Origin of the sequence: Sinorhizobium kostiense (assembly GCF_017874595.1) — a bacterium.
GTDB lineage: Bacteria > Pseudomonadota > Alphaproteobacteria > Rhizobiales > Rhizobiaceae > Sinorhizobium > Sinorhizobium kostiense.
The window spans coordinates 46,853-68,534 of the sequence record NZ_JAGILA010000011.1; the positions used below are offsets into that span (position 1 = coordinate 46,853).

The 21,682-nt window shown below is 61.0% G+C and carries 15 protein-coding genes; 8 read left to right on the forward strand and 7 right to left on the reverse strand.

Annotation, left to right across the window (positions count from 1 at the left end; translation table 11 throughout):
* Positions 1 to 28: 28 nt before the first annotated feature.
* Positions 29 to 1,192 (forward strand): alpha-D-ribose 1-methylphosphonate 5-triphosphate diphosphatase, encoded by a 1,164-nt coding sequence (locus J2Z31_RS27435; RefSeq protein ID WP_209606647.1) that lies wholly within the window; start codon positions 29 to 31, stop codon positions 1,190 to 1,192.
* Between the two features lie 18 nt (positions 1,193 to 1,210).
* The gene (locus J2Z31_RS27440; protein ID WP_209606649.1) at positions 1,211 to 1,978 is read left to right on the forward strand and encodes a GntR family transcriptional regulator; all 768 of its coding nucleotides are present in this window, start codon (positions 1,211 to 1,213) and stop codon (positions 1,976 to 1,978) included.
* Positions 1,979 to 2,266: 288 nt separating this feature from the next.
* Here J2Z31_RS27440 and J2Z31_RS27445 read toward each other — a convergent pair whose 3' ends face one another.
* The 3 genes from J2Z31_RS27445 to J2Z31_RS27455 form a co-directional block, all read right to left on the reverse strand.
* Positions 2,267 to 3,919, reverse strand: coding sequence for an OFA family MFS transporter (locus J2Z31_RS27445; protein ID WP_209606652.1), 1,653 nt, complete (start codon positions 3,917 to 3,919; stop codon positions 2,267 to 2,269).
* A 260-nt stretch (positions 3,920 to 4,179) separates the two neighbouring features.
* A complete protein-coding gene (locus J2Z31_RS27450) occupies positions 4,180 to 6,192 on the reverse strand; it encodes a sensor histidine kinase (protein WP_209606654.1) in 2,013 nt (670 codons plus the stop codon).
* Positions 6,185 to 7,570, reverse strand: coding sequence for a sigma-54-dependent transcriptional regulator (locus tag J2Z31_RS27455; protein WP_209606657.1), 1,386 nt, complete (start codon positions 7,568 to 7,570; stop codon positions 6,185 to 6,187). Before J2Z31_RS27455 ends, J2Z31_RS27450 begins: the two co-directional genes overlap by 8 nt.
* A gap of 346 nt (positions 7,571 to 7,916) precedes the next feature.
* Here J2Z31_RS27455 and J2Z31_RS27460 point away from each other — a divergent pair, with 346 nt between their 5' ends.
* The 3 genes from J2Z31_RS27460 to J2Z31_RS27470 all read left to right on the forward strand — a co-directional run bounded on the left by J2Z31_RS27460 (position 7,917) and on the right by J2Z31_RS27470 (position 13,062).
* Entirely contained in the window at positions 7,917 to 8,801 is an 885-nt protein-coding gene (locus J2Z31_RS27460; RefSeq protein WP_209606659.1) for an AraC family transcriptional regulator, read from the forward strand.
* 177 nt (positions 8,802 to 8,978) lie between these two features.
* Positions 8,979 to 11,171 carry a TonB-dependent siderophore receptor gene (locus J2Z31_RS27465; RefSeq protein ID WP_209606906.1) on the forward strand — a complete coding sequence of 731 codons (2,193 nt, stop codon included), beginning with the start codon at positions 8,979 to 8,981 and terminating at the stop codon, positions 11,169 to 11,171.
* Positions 11,172 to 11,319: 148 nt separating this feature from the next.
* Complete coding sequence (locus J2Z31_RS27470; protein WP_209606661.1) at positions 11,320 to 13,062, forward strand: ABC transporter ATP-binding protein; 1,743 nt, start codon at positions 11,320 to 11,322, stop codon at positions 13,060 to 13,062.
* A gap of 219 nt (positions 13,063 to 13,281) precedes the next feature.
* Here J2Z31_RS27470 and hisN read toward each other — a convergent pair whose 3' ends face one another.
* The 3 genes from hisN to J2Z31_RS27485 all read right to left on the reverse strand — a co-directional run bounded on the left by hisN (position 13,282) and on the right by J2Z31_RS27485 (position 16,428).
* Positions 13,282 to 14,070, reverse strand: coding sequence for a histidinol-phosphatase (gene hisN, locus J2Z31_RS27475; protein WP_209606663.1), 789 nt, complete (start codon positions 14,068 to 14,070; stop codon positions 13,282 to 13,284).
* Positions 14,071 to 14,523: 453 nt separating this feature from the next.
* Complete coding sequence (locus J2Z31_RS27480; RefSeq protein ID WP_209606665.1) at positions 14,524 to 15,405, reverse strand: sugar phosphate isomerase/epimerase family protein; 882 nt, start codon at positions 15,403 to 15,405, stop codon at positions 14,524 to 14,526.
* Positions 15,406 to 15,411: 6 nt separating this feature from the next.
* Positions 15,412 to 16,428 (reverse strand): Gfo/Idh/MocA family protein, encoded by a 1,017-nt coding sequence (locus tag J2Z31_RS27485; RefSeq protein ID WP_209606667.1) that lies wholly within the window; start codon positions 16,426 to 16,428, stop codon positions 15,412 to 15,414.
* A gap of 134 nt (positions 16,429 to 16,562) precedes the next feature.
* On the opposite strand from J2Z31_RS27485, the gene J2Z31_RS27490 reads away from it, so the two are divergent.
* Positions 16,563 to 17,387 (forward strand): helix-turn-helix domain-containing protein, encoded by an 825-nt coding sequence (locus J2Z31_RS27490; RefSeq protein ID WP_209606669.1) that lies wholly within the window; start codon positions 16,563 to 16,565, stop codon positions 17,385 to 17,387.
* Positions 17,388 to 17,418: 31 nt separating this feature from the next.
* Here J2Z31_RS27490 and J2Z31_RS27495 read toward each other — a convergent pair whose 3' ends face one another.
* The gene (locus J2Z31_RS27495) at positions 17,419 to 18,108 is read right to left on the reverse strand and encodes a hypothetical protein (protein ID WP_209606671.1); all 690 of its coding nucleotides are present in this window, start codon (positions 18,106 to 18,108) and stop codon (positions 17,419 to 17,421) included.
* Between the two features lie 354 nt (positions 18,109 to 18,462).
* Between J2Z31_RS27495 and J2Z31_RS27500 the strand changes: the two genes are divergently transcribed.
* Together J2Z31_RS27500 and hisD are read left to right on the forward strand one after the other, a co-directional pair.
* On the forward strand, positions 18,463 to 20,265 hold the full coding sequence (locus J2Z31_RS27500; RefSeq protein ID WP_209606673.1) for a thiamine pyrophosphate-binding protein: 1,803 nt from the start codon (positions 18,463 to 18,465) through the stop codon (positions 20,263 to 20,265).
* A 101-nt stretch (positions 20,266 to 20,366) separates the two neighbouring features.
* On the forward strand, positions 20,367 to 21,680 hold the full coding sequence (hisD, locus tag J2Z31_RS27505) for a histidinol dehydrogenase (protein ID WP_209606676.1): 1,314 nt from the start codon (positions 20,367 to 20,369) through the stop codon (positions 21,678 to 21,680).
* Positions 21,681 to 21,682 lie beyond the last annotated feature (2 nt).

Here is a 21,682-nt window from a genome sequence, read left to right on the forward strand (position 1 = left end):
GGCGGCTCTCGGAAAAAACGAGGACAAGATGAATGTGCTGATCAAAAGCGGGACGGTGCTTCGTTCCGGGGGGCCGGTGAAGGCAGATCTTGCCACTGAGGACGGGCGTTTCGCAGCGTTCCTATCGCGTCCGGCGATCACAATCGACGCCGAGGGGCTCGTCGCGCTGCCAGGCATCGTCGACATCCATGGCGACGGTTTCGAGCGGCACCTCATGCCCCGGCCGGGTGTGCGCTTCGACGCCGCGCTTGCGCTGCGTGACACCGACCGGCAGCTTGTCGCAAACGGTATTACCACCGCTTTTCACGGCGTCACCGTCTCCTGGGAGCCGGGCCTGCGCTCGGTTGAAGCCGCGGCCGAGGTGATCCGGGCGATCCAGTCTCTCCGCGACCGTCTCTCCTGCGATACGCGCCTGCATATTCGCTGGGAGACCTTTGCACTCGATCAATTGCCGATGGTCCTCGAATGGCTCGGCCTGGACCCTCAGCCGGTCATCGCGCTCAACGACCACACGACCGGCTCGGTGCTCAAGGGCTCGATCGCCCGCAAGCTGCCGCAGATGGCTGAGCGCTCCGGTCTATCGCAGGATGCCTACAAGGCGTTGCTCGACAGCGTCTGGACCCGGCGCGACGCCGTGCCTGCCGCGATCGAAAAGGTGGCGACGACCGCGAAGGCATACGGCAACGTGCTGCTTGCCCATGATGAGGCAACGCCCGAGGAGCGGCGGCGCTTCCGTGCCCTCGGCGCCCGTTCCTCCGAATTCCCACTGACGCTGGAAACCGCGGCGGAGGCGCGCCGCCATAGCGAGCAGGTCATCCTCGGCGCGCCGAATGTCGTGCGCGGCGGCAGTCACAACGGCGCCCTCAATGCCACGGATGCGATCCGAGCCGGCCTCTGCACCTGCCTCGCCTCGGACTACCACTATCCCTCGCCACTGCATGCGGCGTTCAAGCTCGCGGGACCCGACCAGGCAGGCCTCTGCGACGCCTGGAAGCTGGTATCGGCCAATCCGGCGGCGGCGGCCGGGCTCGACGACCGTGGGACGATCGAGCCGGGCAAGCGCGCCGACCTGCTGCTCGTCGACGCCAGCCGTGCAGGTCACCCCGAGATCGTCGCCACGTTCTGCGGCGGCCGTCTGGTCTATGCAACCCGGGCACTGCATGTCGCGGCGGCTCCCGTGGCCGCAGCGTGAGCGAAACGGGAGACAGGCATGCTCGACCAGCCGGGTTCGCAGCTCACCGCTTTTGACGGATTGACCTTCGCGCCGCGTCAGGACAGTCCGATCTGGCAGCAGATCTATGACCATATCCTCGCGCGGATCGAATCCGGCGCACTCTCGCCGGGCGAACAGCTTCCGGGCGAGAACCACATGGCCGCCCGCCTGGGCGTCACCCGCGTCACGCTCCGACGCGCGTTGCAGCAGCTCCAGAAGGAGGGACATCTCACCGCAAGAAAGGGCGTCGGCATCTTCGTCCGAAGCCCGCCTGCGATCTTTTCGATCCGCGACGGCCGGTCCTTTCGCGAAAATATCGATACCCATAGTCGCTCGATCTCGACCATCACCTGGCTGCTCGCCCGTGATCAGGCCGATCAGACGAGCGCAGGCAATCTCGGTGTCGCAGCCGGTTCAGAGATCATCCACCTGCGCCGCGTGCGCCTCCTCGGCGAGCAGCCGATCTATGTGAACGACAAATATTTTCCGGCACATCGCTTCCCGGATTTCGAGGAGGCCTATGGCGAGCGTCAATCGGTGAGCGACGTGTTCCGCGCCCATGGCATAGAAACGTTCCGACGCGCCGAGACCCGGATCAGCGGCGGCTTTGCGTCACCAGAAGAGGCGGAAATCCTGCAGCTCACGCCAGGCACGCCGGTGTTCCGAATAAATGCTCGCAACACCGACCGCGCCGACGAGACGATCGAATGGACATGCGGCTGCTGGCCGCTGACATCGGTGGAATTTGTCTTCGGGCCGAGCTGACGAGGAATATTTGCTCGCCCGCGGCGCCGACAGTCCGGACTTCCTCAAAATCGTTATGTGGCAGGAGGCCCTTGGCTAGAGTCCGGTCGAGGCTCGAAAGTCATTTTCCCGAGGGCCGCGATGGGTCGATATTGCTACTTCCTAGACTGTCGCAAAGAGGAGGTGGCCGTTCAAGGCGTCCCCATGAAGCGGTGCCTCCTGATCGCATCGACGTGTGGTTCGTGATTAGGCCCTGCGGCACCGGCGACGACCCAGAGCTGGCTCGGAGGGTCGTCGCTCGATGACCACTCAGAAGAGAGCCGCAGTCTTTTGCAAGGTCATCCAGACACCCCAAAGTAGGGGAATACCAACGACCGCCCAGGCCAGCAAAGCCTGGCCGTCCAGCCTGCCGCGGCCGATGCCGAACGAGCCGGTCGGTCCCGACTGAGCGGTGGCAGATTTCGCCTGCAATGCCGAGACTTCCTCCGGCTTCATGAACCACTTCTCCGATAGCGGGCGAACTAGCGCATTCGCGGTTAATCCGAGCGCCAGCATTGCGGCGAGGATATACATCGTGAAATCATAGACCTGTTCGCGGGGAATGCCCGCGGCGATCTGGAATTCGCGGATGTAGTTGACGACGACCGGACCGATAATGCCGGCCGTGCCCCACGCGGTCAGCAGCCGTCCATGAATGGCCCCCACGAACTGTGTCCCGAAGATATCAGCGAGATAGGCAGGTACCGTGGCAAAACCACCGCCATACATGGACAGGATCACGCAGATGATCGCGACGAATAGCAATTGGCTGCCCATATGCGCAGCCGTCGGCGCCAGCGCATACAGAATGATGCCGAGAGTAAAGAACGTGTAATAGGTGTTCTTCCGGCCGATCTTGTCCGACAGCGATGCCCAGAAGAAGCGACCGCCGATATTGAAAAGCGACAGCAGGCCGGCAAAGCCGGCGGCGATTGCCGCGATCGCGGTCTTCTGGGTGTCGTCGAGCTGTGTGAAGGTGAGGTCAGGCTGGCCGATCAGCCGACCCCCGAAAATTTCCTGGAGCATGGGTGACGCCATGCCGATCACACCGATGCCAGCCGAAACATTGAGGCAGAGCACCGCCCAGATCAGCCAGAACTGTCTGGTCTTGTGGGCGTCGCGCAGGTGCACGTGGTGAACAGTAATCATCGCCGTCTTGGCTACCACGGGCGGTGACCAACCGTCCGGGCGCCAACCTGCCGGCGGGATGCGATAGCCGAAGGCGCCGCCCGTCATAAAGACGAAGTAGATCGCGGCCATGACCAGAAAGGTCTGCCAGACGCCGACGGAATCGGGCGTCTTGAAGTAGGTCATCAGCATATCGGCGAGCGGTGCGCCGATCATGGCACCGCCGCCGAAGCCCATGATGGCCATGCCGGTCGCCATGCCGCGACGGTCGGGAAACCATTTGATCAGCGTCGAGACCGGAGAGATATAGCCGAGACCCAGGCCAATCCCGCCGATGACGCCGGCCCCCAGCCACATCAGCCACAATTGGTGCGTCTTCACGCCGATCGCTGCCACGGTGATGCCGCCGCACCAGGAGAGCGCGGAGACGAAGCCCGCCTTCCGCGGGCCGACGCGTTCGAGCCATCCGCCCCAGAGCGCTGCAGACGATCCGAGAAGCACGAAGAACAGCGTGTAGATCCAGCCGAGATCGGAAACCCGCCAGTCGCAGGTAGTGGTAAACAGAGCGGTGACGAGGTTGAGGTCGGCACAGGCCACCGACTGATTGATGCCGATCGACTTTGACAGCGGCAGCCAGAAGACGCTGAATCCATAGGCCATCCCAATACAGAGATGGATGGCGAGCGCCGCCGGCGGAACCAGCCAGCGATTGAAGCCGGGCTGCGCGATGATCCGCTCCCGGTCGAGTATGCCGCCGGCATAGGTACCCGGCATAGTGTCTGTAGACGTTGTCATAAGCTCCTCCGCGTCGATCCGATCGGGATCTCGATGAATTCCGGATGAAAGGCATGGACGTTTGCGGCCCCTCCGCCGCTCATCCGCCAACGGCCGTTACATGCCGTCGCTATGGCAGTTGACGGCCGCGCCCTCCCTCCGACGGAATGCAACGCAACCATCGTGCCAGGAAGCACTGCGCGGGATTTCAAAGACTTAGAGGGGTCAGTACGCGCCGTGCGGCGGACAAAATGTCCGTGCGACGCGGACAAAATGTCCTGTCAGGCTGCTTCGGGAAGCCAGATCATGAAGGTGGCGCCCTTTCCGGGACTGCTGTCGACGGAGATGGTTCTGCCCTGCCGGCTGACCAGGGTCTGACTGATAGAGAGACCAAGGCCGGTCCCTTCCTGGCGCTTGGTCGTAAAGAAAGGATCGAAGACCTTTGCGGCAATCTCCTCGGCCATACCGATGCCGGTGTCGGCTATGACGATTTCCACACCGGCGCGCCCCTCCCGGTTCCTGTCGCTGGTCAGGAGCGATAGGGCGCCGCCATCCGGCATGGCGTGGATGGCGTTGACAATGAGGTTCACGATCACCTGTTGCAGCTCTGTCCGGTTCATCAGGACAAGGCGCGAAGCGCTGTCCTTGTTCTTTACCTCGATCGATGCCTTGGCGAGCAGGTGTTGGACCAGCGGCAGGCAGTCGGCGATGACCTCGCCTGGCGAATGGCGCTCGAGGATGCCGGCGAATTCCTCCGGACGAGCGAATTGCAGGAGCTTGGTGACGATTTGGCTGATGCGGTGAATCTGCTCGTCGAGCAGCCGGAACTCGGTTTCTGCCAGCGCGGCCGTATCGCCGACCACGGAACGGATCACTTCGAGATTTCCCTGCATCACGGCGATCGGGTTGTTGATCTCATGCGCCACGCCTGCGGTGATCTCGCCGATCGCCGCAAGCTTCTCGGACATGATCAACTGCTTCGTGGTGGCCTCGAGCTTGTGATTGGCGAGCTGCAAATCGCGGGTCCGCTCGTCGACGCGGGCATTGAGTTCCTCATTCCACGATCTGAGCGCCTTGTCGCGCTGTTGCAACTGGTCCAGCAGATGATCGAGATGGATCGCAACGCGTCCGATCTCGTCGTGGCTGTCGACCGGGCCCGTACGGGCGCCGAGATCGCCGGCCTCCACCTTGCCGATTGTGGAATTGACGCGCTCCAGGGGTTGGAAGATCGCCCGGGCCCACCTAAGGAAGATCGGCACGCTGGCGGCGGCGATCGCCAGGAATGCGAGAGCAACGGCAAAGACCGTCTGGTATTTCGCGGCCGTGAACGGTGCCTCCAGGAAGCCGACATAGAGCATGCCGACCCGCTTTCCATAGCTGTCGACGATCGGCTCGTAGGCCGAGATGTACCAGTCGTTGACGACGAAGGCGCTGTCGAGCCAGGTCTTACCATCACCAAGAACGGCGGAGCGGACGGCGGCAGAAACACGCGTGCCGAGAGCCCGACGTCCTTCGAAGAGGCGGACATTGGTGCTGATGCGGACGTCATCGAGAAACAGCGTCGCCGTGCCTCGGCTGCCCTCCGGGAGGCTGGCCTGGCGGTAGACGAGATCGTTGATCGTGTCGATGAAGAGAAGGTTCTGATTGAGCAGGGTGCCGCCGACCAGGACGGCGGGGCTGCCGTCGGCGAGCAAAACGGGGCTCGCGCTCTGCACCACCATGCCGCGGCTTTCCTCGCTCCTGTCGGTCGGAACGGCATTCGGCGTCCGCACGAGTGCCAGCCGGGCGCGTTCTGCAAGGTCCGGCGCCAGCTGCTTGAGATCCTCGGGAGCGAAGATGTCGATCGCCGTCGCAGGCCGGCCGTTGATCGCCGCGCGAACGATTGGCCAGTCGGTGCGCAGCCGCGCTGCCGTATCTTCGGAGCTGGAAGCCAGCAAGCTTCCGTCCGGGCCGACGACATATAGAAAGTCGAGAACGAGCCGCTTCCTGCTTTCGCCCAGCAATTGCGCAAGGGCCGGCCGGCCTTCGGCCACGACATCGCGGAAGCGGACGGACCCACCCAGCGCCGTGATGTGCTCGCCGGTGTTCTCGAGGATGCGGGCGAGATACTGATGGGCGATCGTCAAGTCGCCATTGACCTTAGATATCAGGGCGGCATCGAACTTCGCGTTCCAACGATGGATCGTCGCGCCGAGCAAGAGCGGCAGGATGACCAGCATCGGCAGGAGCGCGATGGCGAGCAGCCGGTATCGCACGGAACGGGCGGGGGAACCGGGACCAGCGGCTTCAGTCATCCCAGCTCGCCAGTTTGCGGTCCACCGTCTTGCGGGAAATGCCGAGACGCCGCGCCGCCTCCTCGCGCTGGCCCGAGCAACTCGCAAGGACGCCGAGTATGTGCCGGCGTTCGAATTCAGCGAGCGTCATGTCGCCGGAATTGGCCTGCGGGCTGATCGAATAGCCGAAGCCGTCCGGGAAGCGGCCGAGGATCAGCGTCCGCTCGACCAGGTTTCGCAGCTCGCGCACATTGCCCGGCCAGTCATAGGCGGCGAGCGCCTGGCGTGTCTGAGGACCGATCGCGACCGCCGGCATGCCAAGTTGCCGCGCGAGTTTTGCCATGAAGAGATCGGCGAGTTCGAGGGCATCATCCTCGCGCTCCTTGAGTGGCGGCAGATGGATCTGCATGACGTTGATGCGGTAGAAGAGATCGGCCCGGAAGCGGCCCGCCTGCACTGCCTTTTCAAGCTCGGCATTGGTGGCAAAAACGAAGCGCAGATCGACCGGGACCTCGCGCTCGGAACCGACGGGCCGCACCTTCCGGTCTTCGAGAACGCGCAGCAGTTTGCTCTGGGTCGCCGCTGGCAGTTCGCCGATCTCGTCGAGGAAGAGCGTGCCGCCGTGGGCATGCAGGAACAGACCCTCCCGATCGCGGGCCGCCCCGGTGAACGCGCCCTTCAAGTGGCCGAAAAGTTCGCTTTCGATCATGTCGGGCGGAATGGCGCCGCAATTGACCGGAACGAAAGGCTTGGCTGCACGATCGGAAAGCGCATGCAGCGAGCGCGCGGCCACTTCCTTGCCGGTACCGGATTGTCCGGTCAGCAGCACGGAGGTCGGCAGCGGCGCCACCTTCGCTATCGTTTCGCGGACGCGGGCAATGGCCGCCGATTCACCGATCAGGCGGTCGCGCAGAAGGATATGGTCGGACGTGGCCTTCAGCTCGTGACGCAGAACATAGTTCTCGCGCTTGAGGCGAAGCCGATCGAGGCAGCGCGCCACTGCATTGAGGATCTGGTTGGAACGGAAGGGCTTGGGGACGAAATCCACCACACCGGCGCGAAGCGCCTGGATCGCCGTATCGAGATCGGCATAGGCAGTCATCAGAATGGTATCGGCGAAGAAGCCGACCGCGCGCTGTTCGGCGAGCCATTCCACCCCGTTCTTGCGCGGCATGATGTTGTCGAGGATGACTACGTCGTAGTGGTGCTGGTCGAGCTTGCGGGAAGCCTCGTCCGCGTCAGCGGCTTCCTCGATGCGCTTACAACGCGGTCCAAGGGTCCGGATGAGAAAGTTACGCATGCCAGGTTCGTCGTCGACGACCAGGATCGAAGCCTGGGCAAGCCAGGGCCCAAATTCCGGATCGATGGATGTATCCGTTGTGCTTCGCACTGCCTCCATTCAGCTTTTGTCTCCTCCAATGCGGATAGGAAGCGCAAAAGGAAGCGAAAACACAATACCAAAGTTCTCAGCGGTCAAGAAAATGGATCCATGGCGAAACTCGCTTGATCGCATCCATCGAATGAAATGTTCACATTATCGGTATCGGGACCTGCAGCCAGGATGGATGCGACCGCAGTTCTGATTCTCTCAAGGCGGCGGGTCGTCGTGACGATCGCTCAAAAGCCGTTATGGGCACTTAGACAAATCGGAGTGGGCTTCCGTCGCACATTAAAGATGAGTAAAGAAAGAAGGAATTGCCGAGGGCAGCCTCGCCCTTATCCCCCGAGCACTGGGCCCGCATTAAATGACGTTTCAACCACGGATGCAGAACAAGATCTCCGGGTTCAAGATCCTCGGCGGATTGCATCGCCGGGAATGGAACGGGATAATCGCCGATGTCTGGGATGTAGAATGCGAGGCGCGGGCAGGCGGCTACTATGTGTCCGACGATCCGCGCATGTTCATCGTTCTCGATGCGCAGGGTGGAAGCCGCTTAAACGTCAAGCTTTCCCCGGATGGGCGCGGCAGCGTGCAGAATTATCGCGAGCAGAAGCTTTCTTACATTCCAGCAGGCATGGAGATTTGGGCCGACGTGGTCGACGTCCGATATATCCGCCACCTCGACCTGCATTTTAACCTCGATGTTCTCAGCCGGCGCCTGATGGAGGGCCTGGACGCCGACCGATGCGACACCCCGCGGCTGATGTTTCACGACGAGCGAGTTCTTCAACTGGCGCAGATGATTGCTGCCGAATGCCTCAATCCGCAGCCACTGCACGATCTCTATGGCGACGGGCTGACGCTGGCCCTGTTTATCGACCTGATGAAGCTAAACCGTAGTGATCCGCGCAAGCGCAGCCCACTCGCCGCCTGGCAGTTGCGCCGCACCGTTGATTACATTGAGGAGAATATCGGCCGCAATATCCGGCTGGAGGAACTGGCTTCCCTCGCAGGGCTGTCGCAATCGCATTTCAGCCACGCGTTCAAGGCTTCGACCGGTATGGCACCACACCAGTGGCAGACCAATTCGAGGATTGAGCGGGCCAAGCAGATGCTGTTGGAGAACGAGGCGCCGCTGACGGCCGTTGCCGTTGAGACCGGCTTTTCGGATCAGGCGCATTTCACGCGGGTATTCCGCAAGGTCGTGGGTACCAGCCCTGCGCTGTGGAAACGAAGCCGGTTGGCCTGAGCAATTTGTCGATCATGCGCCTTCGTTCGCAGTGAATAGCCCAGGATCATTCAACTTTCGTTGATTACGACAAGCGTCGGCATAATAGTTGATATAATCACTCACCTTATCAGGTTTAAGAGCCGCACATCATCCGGGGGCCCGGCACGATCGTTCGGCATGGGGCGATGAGTGACTATGGTAAGTTGCAGGGCGGCACGGTTGACGGGATGGCTGGCAGGGGTCGCAAGCACCGTGCTTGTGGCAGCGGGTGCGGCGTTCGCGCAGGATGCGCCGGCAACAATCCTCGAAAAAATCGAGGTCCAGGGCAAGTCCGCCGAAGATGACGCTACCGGACCCGTCGAGGGTTATGTCGCCAGGGCGACGACGACCGGCACGAAATCGGTCACCCCGGTGACCGAAATTCCGCAGTCCGTCTCCGTCATCGGACGCGAAGAGCTCGATGATCGCGGTGTCGTAAACAAGGTCGACGAGGCGCTACGCTATACGCCTGGCGTTGCCGCGGAGCCGTTCGGGACCGATACCGATACGGATTGGTTCTATCTTCGCGGCTTCGACGCGACGCAAACGGGCGTCTTCCTCGATGCGCTTACGCTTTTCAGCTTCGGCTTCGGCGGCTTCCAGATCGATCCGTTCATGCTGGAGCGCGTCGAGGTGCTGAAGGGGCCGGCGTCGGTGCTCTATGGCGGGTCCAATCCCGGCGGCATCATCAGCTTGATCAGCAAGCGGCCGGTGGAGGAGCAGCACTACTACGCCGAGATCGGCATCAACAGCGATGGCAATGCCTTCGGCGGCTTCGACGTCAACGATAAGCTGAACGAGGACGGCACGATCCGCTACCGCGTCACCGGAAAGATCGCTGGCGGCGTCAATTACACCGATTTTTCCGAGGATCTGCGCGGCATGATCCTGCCGCAGATTACTTACGCTCCGGATGATGCGACGAGCCTGTCTCTCTATGCGTTGCTGCAGGGCCTCGACCAGGTTCACGTAGGCAACGGTTTCCTGCCTTACGAGGGCACCGTGGTTGACGCGTCTTTCGGTAAGATCGACCGAGACGCATTTTATGGAGAACCGGACCTCGACGAAGGCACCTATGTCCAGCAGATGATTGGCTACGAAGCCGAGCATGAACTGGAGAATGGCTGGAGCCTGAAGCAGAACGCCCGCTACAGCCACCTCTACAAACATGAGCAAGGCCCCTACACCTTCGGCTGGGTCGGTGGTGCGCCGACTGGCCCGGATTATCTGCTCAATCGCATCGGTTTCGAGGCGACGTCCAAAGTCGACGCCTTCGCTATCGACAATCGTGCCGAGAACGAATTCGAACTGGGCGGCGCGAACCATGCATTCCTCGCCGGGCTCGATTACAAGCACTATCGACTCGACCACGTTCAGGCCTGCTGCGGAGCGACGCCGATCAGCGCCACGAACCCCGTCTACGGTGTGCCGCAGGACGCGAACTTCGTCTATCTCGATCAAGTCCTGACGCAGCAGCAGCTCGGTATCTATACCCAGGATCAGATCCGCTTCGGCGACGGCTGGCTGGTGACGCTCAACGGACGCTACGACTATGTCGACACGGACTCCGATGCGGCTATCGGTACAAGCTACCAGGCTCATGATGCGGCACTCAGCGGTCGCGCCGGCCTTGCTTACGAGTTCGAAAACGGCGTGACGCCCTACGTCAGTGCCGCGACGTTCTTCAACCCGCTCGTCGGTACCCGTACGACGGATCCGAGCGATCCCACAAATCCGGCAAAGATGGCCAGTCTGGAGCCGGAGGAGGGCTATCAGTATGAAGCAGGCGTCAAGTACGAGCCGGACTTCGTCGACGGCTTGCTGACGGCGTCCCTCTACCAGATCACCAAGCAGAATGTTTCCGTGGCGGTGCCGGGCTTCTTCGTGAATGCTCAGCTCGGCGAAGTTCGCTCGACGGGTTTCGAACTCGAGGGCAAGTTCAACGTCGCGAACGACTGGAAGGTGATCGCCGCGTTCTCCTACACCGATATGGAAGTCACCGAGGATCTGAACCCCGCCCTCATAGGTAAGACCCCGGTCATCGTGCCTGACACACAGGCTTCGCTGTGGGTGGACTACACGGTGCCCGATGGCGCCTTCGAGGGACTGAGCCTCGGCGCGGGCGTGCGCTATCAAGGCGGATCCTGGGCCGATGCGCTGAACACGCTGAAGGTGCCATCCGCGACCTTGGTCGATGCGGCAATCCGCTACGAGAAGGACGATTGGGCGGCTTCCCTGAATGTGGCGAACCTCCTCGACAGGGAATACGTCAAGGGATGCCAGGGCGTCTCGGTCTGCGGTTACGGCGAAAGCAGGACCTTCACGCTGAAACTCAGCAAGTTCTGGTAGTGTCGAGCTCTGGAGTTTAGTTTAAAAGGCCACTCCGGGACCGGTTGATACCGGTCCCTCATCGCTAATTGCAAGAGGGTTGAACCCGCCCCTGATCTCGCGCATCAAGCTTCCATGCTCTCGCTCCGACCCATCGAGGAACCCATCCTTGCCCGCCTTGTTGAAGCGTTTTGCCGCCTATTATCGGCCACATCGGAAATTGTTCCTGCTGGATTTCTGCAGTGCCGTCGTCTCTGGCCTTCTTGAGCTGGCCTTTCCGGTGGCAGTGACCCTCTTCGTGGATCGGTTGCTTCCAACGGGGGAGTGGGGGCTGATATCGCTCGCCACCCTGGGGCTGTTTCTGGTCTTTCTCATGAACGCCGGCTTGCAGGTCGTTGTCACCTACTGGGGACATATGCTGGGCATCAACATAGAAACGGAGATGCGCCGCAAGGCATTCGACCACTTGCAGAAGCTCTCCTTCGGGTTTTTCGACAACCTGAAGACGGGTCATCTGGTCGCCCGTCTGACCAAGGATTTGGAGGAGATCGGCGAGGTTGCACATCACGGTCCGGAGGACGTTTTCATCGCCGTGATGACGTTGGTCGGCGCCTTTATCGTCATGCTCTGGGTGCATCCGGCGCTAGCGATCATCACGGGCGCGGTCGTACCGATTGCCGCGGTGGCCACGACCTACTATGGCGGGCGCATGACAAACACCTGGCACGGGCTTTACAACAGCGTCGCGGACTTCAACGCTCGGATCGAGGAAAATGTCGGCGGCATCCGGGTTGTGCAGGCCTTTGCCAATGAGAACCACGAGCGTCGGCTCTTTGCGGAAGAGAACCGCAACTATCGAGCGACCAAGTTGCAGGCCTACAAGCTGATGGCCGCGTCCTCCTCGCTGAGTTATCTATCGATGCGGTTCGTTCAGGTCGTCGTAATGCTGGCGGGCAGCTATTTCGTTCTGCGCGGCGAACTTTCGGCGGGCGGGTTCGTGGGTTTCCTTTTGCTGGTCGGCGTTTTCTTCCGGCCCATCGAGAAGATCAACTCCGTCATCGAGAGCTATCCCAAGGGCCTCGCCGGCTTTGAGCGCTACATCGCGTTCCTCGATACCCGTCCGGACATCGCCGATCGGAGCGGGGCGCGGGCCGTCGCGCGGCTGGAAGGCACAGTCAGCTACGAAGGCGTCCGCTTCGGCTATCAGGACGGGCATGTGCTTCTTGATGGATTGAACCTATCGATCAGAGCCGGCGACACGGTGGCTCTGGTGGGATCGTCGGGAGCAGGCAAGACAACGCTCTGCTCGCTGTTGCCGCGCTTCTATGAAATCTCCGCCGGGTCGATTCGCATCGATGGCATCGACATACGCGACATGACGCTGGCGTCGCTACGCAGCAATATCGGCATTGTCCAACAGGATATCTTTCTCTTTGCCGGAACGATTCGCGAGAACATCGCCTACGGTCGACTCGACGCAAGCGAGGCGGAGATCGTCGAAGCGGCACGTCGGGCCCGCCTCGACACGCTCATCGAATCCTTGCCGCTCGGCCTCGACACCGTCATTGGCGAGCGTGGCGTCAAGTTGTCGGGAGGACAGAAGCAGCGGCTTTCCATTGCCCGCATTTTCCTGAAGAATCCGGCGATCCTCATCCTCGACGAGGCAACCTCGGCGCTGGACGGTGAAACCGAGCGGGCCATCCAACAGTCGCTCACTGAACTGTCCGTGGGCCGCACCACACTGGTGATTGCCCATCGCCTTTCGACCATCATGCACGCCGACCGAGTGCTCGTTGTGGAAGCCGGGAAAATTGTCGAAGAAGGGACGCACGCCACCCTTCTCCAACTCAACGACGGGCGCTACCGCAGGCTGTACGAGGCGCAATTCGGCCGGTCGGCACAAGCAACTTAGGCTTTTACGGACATGTGCCGGGTATCCTTGCCCATGAACACCCAAAGATGCAGAACACCGGCAGGCAGAGCAGGCAGAGAAGGAATCCCTGGATTGGAATTTGTGGAGAGGGCCCTGTTAGCAGTTCTGGCGCGGCGCGGCGTATCTGGCTGAACGAGCCAATCGCCGCCGGTTCACCACCCCAGGTCCAGCGGCAGTCACCCCCCTGTATGACGAAGGCTATTCTTGTGCTGTCAACGCTTTGAGCGCACGCTCATGCAGAGCCTCATTTGCGGACGCCAGAATGTGGCCGCCGCCTTCCGGGCGCTCGCCTGCCAATCCGGTTACAACACCGCCCGCTTGCTCGATCATCGGTATCAATGGCACGATGTCGTAGGGCTGCAGCTCCAGTTCCAGGCAGATATCGATCTGACCCGCTGCGAGCATGGCGAAGGCATAGCATTCGCCGCCGTAACGCGTCATCCGGACGCGGTCGCGAAGGCGTTCGAAGTGGACGTCCGGGAAATCCCCGTACCGCTCGGGAGAGTTCGTGTGCAGGATTGCTCGCGACAAATCTGTCGTGGACCCGGTCCTCATGCGCCGGGTACCTGACGAGTCCTGCGCCCACGCTCCTTGCTGGTCGCCCCAGAAGCGTTCTTTGGTGAAGGGCTGGCTCATCATGCCCATGACGCTGCGGCCCTCCAGCGTCAGACCGATCAGCGTTCCCCAGACCGGGATGCCGCAGATGAAGGGTCTCGTGCCATCGACCGGATCAATGACCCACTTCCACGGTCCGGTGCCAGTCTCCCCGTACTCTTCGCCGAGGATCGCGTGATCCGGGTACTCCGACGAAATCAACTCGCGCAGGACCCTTTCGGCTTCCCGGTCGGCCAAAGTCACCGGATCAAAGCGATAGCCGGGCCTGAACTTCCCCTCGACGTCGAGCTCGGTGCGAAAGCGAGGCAGAGTTTCCCTGGAAGCCGCGTCGGCAAGCCGATGGAGAAACGAAACTGGGGGAAGCTCGGTCATCGAAGTGATCCTATCCTACGTAATAGACTGCAGTCAGAAGAGGTTGGCGGCGGTGGGGAGGAACCCGCCGCCGCCTGCCACCTTTTGCGATTTGGCAACGTACAGCAGGTGGCAATCGAGTTTCCTATTTCCCCTCGAAAAGAGACACCATTGCCTCTCTCTTGAGGGCGGCCTGAAGCTCGTAAAGGGAAGCGAGCTGGGCGGAGAAGCCTCCCAGAAGCGGGAGTAACCAAAGGCCAAGGGAGGAGAGAAGACATAGCGCAACCGGGACGGCCTGCGAATTGATCCTGTGAGGTTTCAAGTTTTCCTCCCCCGCTCTTGTCGAACTCAAGATAGGGCATTCGGGGGCGCGGATCGCTTTCTCATCCTGAAGATACATGACGCAATGAGACGCACTGCCAACGGTCTGTTGCGAATGGTGACCCGAGTGATCCCCGTCGCTGCGACCGGGAATCAGCCTGCAACGAGCATCGACATCAGTGCGTGCAGTTCACGCGCCACGTCGTAGCTGTTTTGCTGCTGTTGTTTTCGGCAGAAGAGCTCGCAACTCCACCAGCCGTCGTAACCGGTCGCCTTGACCGCGTCAGCCCAGAGCTTCAGGTCGATTGCGCCTGCGCCCGTCGGGACATCTCTCAAGACCACTTCGTTTGGAATGCCACCGGAAAAAGGTAATGAGTCGCACACGTGGATGCCATAGATGATGCCCTTGTCGAGTCGCGCGACGTCGTCGGGAGTGTCTCCGGACGTGTAGCAGTGCCAAAAATCGATCACCATCCGAACGTTGTCGCGCTCGGCGCGATCGATGGTCTCAAGTTGCCTTTCAATCGTGTTGAGCGGCGTCCAGGAAAGCGCCTCGAGGTACAGGAGAAGCCCATGGCTGCGGGCGAGGTCGGCGATTTCGGCGAGGTTTCTTGCGGTCAGGGAAATTTGCTCCTCGAGCGTTCGGCCCAGCAATCCGCTGTAAAGATCCACAGGGCTGCCTTGCCGGTGACGCAGCACGGCTTCCACATTGACGGGGCCTGTCAGCACCTGAACCCCTTTCGCCCCGGCCACGGAAGCGAGACGGAAGAGCTCTTCCGCTTCTCGCATGAGTTCCTTCCTCGCCTCGCCCTGCCGCTCTATGTCGATCAGGAAGCCCATGCCCGGAATGTTGACGCCCTGGAGCAGCCCAGCCAACTCCGCCTCGGAAAAGCCTACATCCAGAAAAGCCCTGAGCTTGGTCGCCGAAGCTTCAATCCCGTCGAAGCCGACGCCTTCCGCGATGTCGAGATCCATCGCGAGAGTCGCGTGTTTTGCCACAAGCGAGTGCAGCAGGAGCTGGTTCGGTTTGGTCATTGATTGTCACCTTTTCTGCTCTGATCCTGTCCGGATCGCCACCGCCCTGCCTCTTCTTGCCGCAGAAGCCACCGCTTCGGTCGCCACCAGCGCCGCGAGACTGTCCAGGCCTGTCGCGAGTGGGGAGGCTCGTTGCTTCGCCGCCGCCACGAAATCCTCCAGCGTCGTCGTGTGCAGGTCGCGATCACGCACGGGAACGAGTTCATTGCGGCCCGCGAGCCTGCGCATCAGAACGCCGGAACCGCGCGAGCTCAGGGTACCGCTGGCGATCAGCACGCCATCGGTACCGGCTGCCACCACCATGCTCTCCATGTCGGCCGTGCCAAAGCTTTCATGCGCCTGCAGGAGGCTGCCGTCCTCCATGCGGATCGTATAGGCGAGATGGTAGGGCGCGCCATTCGATTCCCTGGCTAAGGCTACCGCCTCGATGGGCTCGCGACCGGTCAGGAAGCGCGCGAGATCGATGTCCTCGGTCGAGATGTCAAGGAATACGTTGCCGTTCCCAAGTATCTCGCCCCTGCGATTTGGAGGAGGCTGGAACGGGCCGCCGCGCAGAATCGACAGGGACTGCATCGCACCGATCTCCCCTTCGAGAATGAGCCGCCGCATCGTCTGATGGACAGCCGAGGCACGAGGAGTCTGATTGACTGCGAGCACGACTTCGCGCTCCGAGCAGTGGCTGACGAGCAGTCTTGCGGTTTTACTGTCTTCCGAGAGCGGCCCATCGCAGAGGATGTGTTTCCCGGCATCAGCGGCTGCAACAATGTAGTGTTGCCGACGCTTGAGCGAGGCGCTGATGTAGACGAACTTGACTGCCGGGTCCGACCAGACCCGCTCCATGTCCGTCGTGGCCTGGGGAATGCTCAAGTCATTGGCGAAATGGAGGGCATCGGCTTGGTCTCTGCTCACCACCCAAAGCGGCGAATGCCCCATCGCGCGGATGGCCGCAACCATGTGCTCGGTTGCGATCGTCCCGGTGCCCATGACGGACCACCCTTCTACGGCGTTCTGTCGCAATCTCATGGTTCGCCTCGCGTGTCGGCTTTCGGGCACAGTGCGGCCAACTCGCTCGCGGAGCAATTTCGCATCCTATTGAAGTCCTTCGCGAAAGGAAGTAGAATGTGCTTCTCGTTGCTTCAGTGCGGATGCTTAGAAGAATGGATCAGTTCGGGGGAAATGCCGCGGCCCTGGCGGCGAATCTCAGAACCCTATGCGAAGGGCAGGGTTCGATTGCGGCCGTTTGCCGAAAGATCAACCTCAACCGGCAGCAGTTCAACAAATACCTGTCTGGTGCGCACGTTCCCTCGGCCTCAAATCTGAGGATGATCGCGAACTACTTCGGCCTCAGCGTTCCAATCTTGTTTTCGGATCCGGACGAGTTTCGCACATTGGTCGACGGGAACTTCTTCCATGCCATGTCCACCGCTCGCCAGCTACCGGAGTTCTCGCGTTTCGTGTCGAACATGATCGTCGAGAACAATTCTCTCGATAGCGATATTTTGGGCGTTTATGACAGATATCAGTTTTCCTCTATCTACAGGGGTTTCGTCCTAAGGTCCGCCTTCTGCATCTATCGCAACAAGGAGTTCCTTCAGCACTATTATGTCGAGCGGTTCCCGAGCTTCGATGATCCCAAGAAAACAGAATACGTGTTTAAATACTATGGCTTTTGTTTTCCCGTCGCGGATCGCGTCTTCACGGCCGATTTCGAGGGAATCCAACGCAACGAGATGACCTTCGGCGTTTACGCTCAAGTAAAACGAAACTCCAAGAACTTCATGTTCGGCATCGCGAGCGGAATCGCCGCGAACATGTTCAGGTCTCCATATTCCACCAAAGTAGCGCTCCACTACCGCGGACCAGGCCTTTTGAAGCGTGAACACCTGAACAAGCTGACCGTCATGGACCGGAACGACCCGTCCATACCCCGTGAAGCCCTGCAGTATCTGGGTGACGGATCCGACATGATCCAGATGGGGTGAGGCACGACCGAAAGAGCCGGGCTCCTGTTCGTCAAGGATGCAATTCCACCGCCAGCCAGACGGAATCGGTATCGGCGTAATAACGATGCCAGGGATAGGTCCACTCGTTCTTTCCGGTTACCCTGCAGAATGGATCATGCGAGTAGCCGACGGGCATCACCACGTCCTCATACAAGGTCGACGGGTCACGTTCTCTGAATTTCTGCATTCTGCCGGAGCCATGGATCTGGGTATGTGTCTCCAGAAACGGGTGTTCATTGTGAATGAAGCAGTCCGTATCGCCGGGCGACCACCAGAGATTAAGCTTGAGCGTGAAGGGCTGCGGCGCCTCATGGGCCGAGCGCTCATTCGTGAACACGCGGGGATCTGTCGTGACCGAGCCAACCTCGTCCTGCTTCGAGATGAAAAGGGGAGTGTCTCGCGGGAAACTGCGGATCCGGTTGCCGAACCAGTCCCAGCCCCGGAACATGGCTCCGCCAAGATTGGTCGCACGCTTTACCTTTACCAGCGCGACACGGTCGGCGCTCTTGATGCGCCCGCCGCGCAGCCAGGTGGATTTCCAGGCGGGTACGATCGCCGGATGTTCGTCGCCGGTGACAAGCGGCCGCGGGCTCAGGTTGACGACGATTGCGTCCTCGACTTCATAGTCAACGAGGTTTTCGATGAGTTTCGCGTAAATGAACTCGTCGGCGAATGCGAGATCTCTGATTTTGTTCTCCACGGCGAACTCCTCCTGCAAAAGCTACTTTCGCCATAGGAAGCCACGACAGGAAAGAAATGCCTATTGCGCGGGACTCTGATTAACCGCGCAAGTATACGCGCACAGTGCGTCTAGTCGCGAACTCTTTTTGAGGCGGTGTTTTCAAGCGGCCCGATAGTCGTCCGGCACGGAGCTGGCACCGAGTCTCGCAGGGAGAGCGATGCAGACCTCCGCAGATCTTGCTTCGGTTTGCGTCAGCTATTCGTGTGCTGCGAACTTGTAAGCTTCACCCGAAACGCGGACTGTTTCTTCCATGGTCGAGAGAGCCAAGCGCGAAGGCTCGACACAAGGAACACACCGAGGAGGGTTGATCAGATGAAGCTCACGGGCGGTCAAGTCGTCGCGAAAGCGTTGAGGGAATATGGAGTGGAATATGTGGCCGGCGTTCCGGGCCACGGCATCTGGTCCCTTTTTGACGCCTTTCTTGAAGAAGGTTCGCAGATCCCGTTCATCCAGGTCATGCACGAGCAGAGCGCCGTGCACATGGCGGATGGCTACTTTCGAGCGTCGGGACGCCCGATGGCCTGCTCGACCTCGGTTGGTCCGGGTGCCGCAAACACGATCATCGGTCTCGCAACCGCCTATTGCGACTCCACCTCGCTTTTCTACGTTTCCGGTTCGCCGCAGACCTACATGCATGGTCATGGCACGATGCAGGAACTGGAGCGCCAGCAGGATAACGCCTTCCCGCGCATCACAGAGCAGGTGACGAAGCGCGCTTGGCAAGCGAATTCGGTCGAGGTCCTGCCGAGCATCATGCACCGCGCTTTCAGCGCGATGATGACGGGCCGTCCGGGTCCCGTCCACGTCGAAGTGCCGATGGATGTGCAGGTTGAAGCGGCAGACGTCACCATTCACCCGCTCGATAAGCGCCTGCCGATCGGAGTGGCCTATCCGGACCCGAAGGCGATCGAGGCGGCCATCAAGGTCCTGCTGAACGCCGAGCGTCCGGTCATTGTCGCAGGTGGCGGCGCGATCACCGCAGACGCCTCGGCCGAGCTGACCCGCCTTGCCGAAAAGCTCGGCGCCGCGGTGTCGACCACCTGGAACGGCAAGGGTGCGATTTCGGAAGATCACGCGCTGTTCATCGGCGCGGTCGGCCAGACCGGCACGACCTGCGGCAACAAGATCACAGCGTCCGCCGACGTCGTCGTCTCGGTCGGCTGCCGCTTCACCGACTGGTCGGCATCGTCCTACGCCAAGGGTGTGTCGTTCTCGATCCCATCGGCAAAGCTCATCCATATCGATCTCGATCCGCGTGAGATCGGCAAGAACTACGAAACCGAAGTCGGCATCGTTTCGGATGCGAAGGTCGCTCTCGAAGCGCTGCTGGCCATGATCTCCGATGCCGATTCCAAGAAGATGCTGTCACGTCGCGAAACGTTTCTTGCCGACATCCAAAAGGCAAAGGCCGACTGGCGCGCTCAGGTTGAGCCCCGCGAAAACAGCCGCGAAACGCCGTTTACCTCCCAACGACCGCTGATGGCGCTTCGCAAGGTGCTCGACCGCAATGGCATCGTCGTGGTCGGCTCGGGCAACACGCAGGGGTCGGTCAAGCAAAGTTTCCCGGTCTATGAGCCGCGCACCCATTTGACCTCCGGTTCCTATTCCCCGATGGGCTGGGCGGTGCCGGCCGCACTTGGCGCGAAGCTCGCTTGCCCCGACCGACAGGTCGTTGCGATCGTCGGTGATGGCGACTTCATGATGTCGCTCCCGGAAATGGGCACGGCAGCAATGAACGGCATCAACGTGGTCTTCCTGGTGCTGAACAACCAGGGTTACATGTCGATCCGCGGCGGGCAGCGCAAGTTCATGGGGCGTCACATTGCATCGGAGTTCAATCGTCACGCCGGCAATGGCGAGCCCTATTCGGCCGACATTGCCGCCTCGGCACGGGCTTTTGGCCTGGAGGCCTGGAAGGTCGAGAAGGGCGAGGATCTCGAAAGCAGCCTGAAGGCGGCGCTTGAATGCGGCGGTCCGGCCCTGGTCGAAGTCATCGTATCCCGCGATGCGGCAGGTCCGTTCGCCACCGGCTGGTGGGACTTCCCGTCGCCGGCCTACTACGAGAAGGAACGGGCTGCTTACGCCGAGATGCGCGCACGCGAGCAGCATCTCTAAGCAGAGCGACGCGAGGGGGCGAAAGCGCCGCCCTCGCACCTCATCATCCCTAATCTTGAGAGTGCGGCGCTTGCGGCGACCGTAAACGAAGAGTCTTTGTCATGATACGGCACATCAAATCAGCGCAGGCCTCCGTAGAAGAAGGCGGTACCGACAGCGCGGTGACGAAAGCAGTCGAAGCGCTTCTCGCAAAGGTCAAAAAGGGTGGGGACGGGGCAGTACGCGAACTGTCGATTGAGTTCGACAGGCTCGATCGCCAATCCTATCGCCTTTCGGAGCAAGAGATCGAACGGTCCATCAACTCGCTGACCAAGCGTGAGCGCGAAGACCTGGATTTCGCCCAGGACCAGGTCAGAAAGTTCGCGGAAGCGCAGAAGGCAACACTGACCGATCTCGAGGTCGAGACACTTCCCGGCGTGATCCTGGGTCATCGCAACGTGCCGATCCAGAATGTCGGCTGCTATGTCCCCGGTGGCAGGTATCCGCTGCTGGCTTCGGCGCATATGACGGTGCTGACGGCGCGGGTTGCCGGCTGCGAGCGCGTCATCACCTGCGCACCACCGTTTCAGGGAAAAATCTCCGAGAAGATCGTCGCAGCCCAGGCACTCGCCGGCGCCGACGAGATCTATTGCCTGGGCGGTGTCCAGGCGATCGCGGCCATGGCCTACGGGACGGAGACGATCGCACCCGTCGACATGCTTGCCGGTCCCGGCAACGCCTATGTGGCCGAGGCGAAGCGCCTGCTCTTCGGGAAGGTGGGCATCGATCTTTTCGCCGGGCCGACCGAAACCCTCGTGATCGCCGACGACAGCGTCGACGGTGAACTGGTCGCGACCGACCTTCTGGGACAGGCCGAACACGGCGTGAATTCGCCCGCGGTTCTTATCACGAACTCGGAAAAGCTCGCCCGCGATACCCTGAGCGAGATCGACCGCCTGCTGAAGATCTTGCCGACGGCGGCGATAGCGGCAAAGGCATGGGAAGACTTCGGCGAGATAATTCTTTGTGACACGGTCGAGGAGATGGTCGCCGAAGGTGACCGGGTTGCCTCCGAGCACGTTCAAATCCTCACCCGGGATCCCGGTTACTTCCTCGATCACATGAGGAATTACGGCGCGCTCTTCCTCGGCGCCCGCACCAACGTCTCCTTCGGAGACAAGGTCATCGGTACGAACCACACGCTGCCGACGAACAAGGCTGCCCGCTACACCGGCGGTCTCTGGGTCGGCAAGTTCCTCAAGACCTGCACCTATCAACGTATCGAGACGGACGAGGCATCCGCTCTGATCGGGCAATACAGCTCGCGACTTTGCCTCATGGAAGGATTTGCCGGCCACGCAGAGCAATCAAATATTCGCGTTCGCCGCTACGGCCGCAAGAACGTCGGATACGCCATGCCGGCAGATCCCAACTAGCA

Bases quoted from the DNA above. Each gene is read 5' to 3' on its own strand.
- J2Z31_RS27490 (WP_209606669.1), top strand. From the start codon at position 16,563: ATGGATCAGTTCGGGGGAAATGCCGCGGCCCTGGCGGCGAATCTCAGA.
- J2Z31_RS27435 (WP_209606647.1), top strand. From the start codon at position 29: ATGAATGTGCTGATCAAAAGCGGGACGGTGCTTCGTTCCGGGGGGCCG.
- J2Z31_RS27465 (WP_209606906.1), top strand. From the start codon at position 8,979: ATGGTAAGTTGCAGGGCGGCACGGTTGACGGGATGGCTGGCAGGGGTC.
- J2Z31_RS27480 (WP_209606665.1), bottom strand. From the start codon at position 15,405: ATGACCAAACCGAACCAGCTCCTGCTGCACTCGCTTGTGGCAAAACAC.
- hisN (WP_209606663.1), bottom strand. From the start codon at position 14,070: ATGACCGAGCTTCCCCCAGTTTCGTTTCTCCATCGGCTTGCCGACGCG.
- hisD (WP_209606676.1), top strand. From the start codon at position 20,367: ATGATACGGCACATCAAATCAGCGCAGGCCTCCGTAGAAGAAGGCGGT.
- J2Z31_RS27500 (WP_209606673.1), top strand. From the start codon at position 18,463: ATGAAGCTCACGGGCGGTCAAGTCGTCGCGAAAGCGTTGAGGGAATAT.
- J2Z31_RS27450 (WP_209606654.1), bottom strand. From the start codon at position 6,192: ATGACTGAAGCCGCTGGTCCCGGTTCCCCCGCCCGTTCCGTGCGATAC.
- J2Z31_RS27485 (WP_209606667.1), bottom strand. From the start codon at position 16,428: ATGAGATTGCGACAGAACGCCGTAGAAGGGTGGTCCGTCATGGGCACC.
- J2Z31_RS27460 (WP_209606659.1), top strand. From the start codon at position 7,917: ATGACGTTTCAACCACGGATGCAGAACAAGATCTCCGGGTTCAAGATC.
- J2Z31_RS27445 (WP_209606652.1), bottom strand. From the start codon at position 3,919: ATGACAACGTCTACAGACACTATGCCGGGTACCTATGCCGGCGGCATA.
- J2Z31_RS27455 (WP_209606657.1), bottom strand. From the start codon at position 7,570: ATGGAGGCAGTGCGAAGCACAACGGATACATCCATCGATCCGGAATTT.
- J2Z31_RS27440 (WP_209606649.1), top strand. From the start codon at position 1,211: ATGCTCGACCAGCCGGGTTCGCAGCTCACCGCTTTTGACGGATTGACC.